Raw genomic sequence first — 2,304 nt, forward strand, 5'->3', positions numbered from 1 at the left:
CTGCTGGTGGGCGATGCCGCCACGCCGGTGCTGCGTGTGCACAGCGACACCCGCACGCTGCAGCCGGGCGACCTGTTCGTGGCGTTGCGTGGCGAGCGCTTCGACGCGCACGACTTTTTGCCGCAGGCGCGGCAGGCCGGCGCCGTGGCTGCGCTGGCCGAGCATGGGCTGGCCACCGCCGGTCTGCCGGGCCTGCAGGTGCCCGACGTGCAGCGCGCGCTGGAATTCCTGGCCGCCGCCTGGCGCCGCAAGCACGACCTGCCGCTGATCGCCGTGACCGGCAGCAACGGCAAGACCACGGTCACGCAGATGATCGCGGCCATCCTGCGGGCCTGGCTGGGCGACGATGCGCTGGCCACCGAAGGCAACTACAACAACCACATCGGCGTGCCGCTGACGCTGCTGCGCCTGCGCCAGAACCCCCAGCGCTGGCACCAGGCCGGCGTGGTGGAACTGGGCATGAACCACCCGGGCGAAATCGCGCTGCTGGCGCGCATCGCCGCGCCCACGGTGGCCCTGGTCAACAACGCCCAGCGTGAGCACCAGGAATTCATGGCCACGGTGGAAGCCGTGGCGCGCGAAAACGGCAGCGCCATCGAAGCCCTGGGCCCTACCGGCGTGGCCGTGTTCCCGGCCGACGACGCCCATGCGCCGCTGTGGCTGGCGCTGGCCGGCAGCCGCCCGCACCTGACCTTCGCGCGCCAGGGGCAGGCCGACGTCACCTGCGAAGCGCTGTGGATGGGCGCGCATTGGGCCCTGACGCTGCACACCCCGGCCGGCCCCGCCAGCCTCACGCTGCCCGTGGCCGGTGAGCACAACGTGCGCAATGCGCTGGCCGCCACGGCCTGCGCGCTGGCCGCCGGTGCGCCGCTGGCCGCCATCGTGCAGGGGCTGCAGGGCTTTGCACCGGTCAAGGGCCGCTCGCAGCTCAAGCAGGCGGTGCACCGTGGCCAGCCGCTGGTGCTGATCGACGACACCTACAACGCCAACCCCGATTCGATGCGCGCCGCCATCGACGTGCTGGCCACGCTGGCCGCGCCGCGCGCGCTGCTGATGGGCGACATGGGCGAAGTGGGCGATCGCGGCCCCGAATTCCATGCCGAGGTCGGCGCCCATGCGCAGGCGCAAGGCATCGAGCTGCTGTGGGCCGCCGGCGCTGCCAGCGCCGATGCGGCCAAGGCGCATGCCAACGCCCGCCACTTCGACACCGTGGAAGCCATGATCGCCGCGCTGCCCGACCTGCCTGCCGTGGGCGCGGTGGCCGTCAAGGGCTCGCGCTTCATGCGCATGGAACGGGTGGTGGCCGCCCTGCAGAACGCCGGAGGCGACCATGCTGCTTAGCCTGGCCCAATGGCTGCAAGGCCTGTACCCCGATGCGCTGGGCTTCCTGCGCGTGTTCCAGTACCTCACCTTCCGGGCTGTGCTGGCCGCGATGACCTCGCTGCTGATCGGCCTGGCCTTCGGGCCCTGGGTGATCCGCCGGCTGACCGCGCTGAAGATCGGCCAGCCGATCCGCGGCTACGGCATGCAGACGCACCTGGCCAAGAGCGGCACGCCCACCATGGGCGGCGTGCTCATCCTCATCGGCATCGGCGTGTCCACGCTGCTGTGGTTCGACTGGAGCAACCGCTTCGTCTGGATCGTGATGCTGGTGACCTTCGGCTTCGGCGCCATCGGCTGGGCCGACGACTGGCGCAAGGTGGTGCAGAAGAACCCCGAGGGCATGGCCTCGCGCGAGAAGTACTTCTGGCAGTCGCTGATCGGCCTGGTGGCCGCGGTGTACCTGGCCTTCAGCGTGTCCGAGACCTCCAACCTGCGGGTGCTGGAGCTGTTCCTGCAGTGGGTGCAAAGCGGCTTCAGCGACCTGCCGCCCAATGCCGACCTGATGGTGCCGTTCTTCAAGACGGTGAGCTATCCGCTGGGCCTGTGGGGCTTCATCATCCTGACCTACCTGGTCATCGTGGGCAGCAGCAACGCCGTCAACCTGACCGACGGGCTCGACGGCCTGGCCATCATGCCGGTGGTGCTGGTGGGCTCGGCGCTGGGCGTGTTCTCTTACGTGGTGGGCAGCTCGGTGTACTCCAGGTACCTGCTGTTCCCGTACATCCCCGGCTCGGGCGAGCTGATGGTGTTCTGCGCCGCCATGGCCGGCGCGGGCCTGGCCTTCCTGTGGTTCAACGCCCACCCGGCGCAGGTGTTCATGGGCGACGTGGGCGCGCTGTCGCTGGGCGGCGCGCTGGGCACCATCGCCGTCATCACCCGGCAGGAAATCGTGCTGGCCATCATGGGCGGCGTGTTCGTGGC

2 protein-coding genes are annotated in these 2,304 nt (G+C 70.4%); both read left to right on the forward strand.

Going from position 1 to position 2,304, the window contains the following annotated elements:
• Positions 1-1,341 (forward strand): UDP-N-acetylmuramoyl-tripeptide--D-alanyl-D-alanine ligase, encoded by a 1,341-nt coding sequence (murF, locus tag ABNT58_RS09060; protein ID WP_348753166.1) that lies wholly within the window; start codon positions 1-3, stop codon positions 1,339-1,341.
• Positions 1,331-2,304: phospho-N-acetylmuramoyl-pentapeptide-transferase (gene mraY, locus ABNT58_RS09065; RefSeq protein ID WP_348753167.1), on the forward strand; the 974-nt coding region annotated here is incomplete at its 3' end. The genes murF and mraY, both read left to right, overlap by 11 nt.

The sequence above is a fragment of the uncultured Aquincola sp. genome, assembly GCF_964001545.1.
In the GTDB taxonomy this organism is placed as follows: domain Bacteria; phylum Pseudomonadota; class Gammaproteobacteria; order Burkholderiales; family Burkholderiaceae_C; genus Aquincola.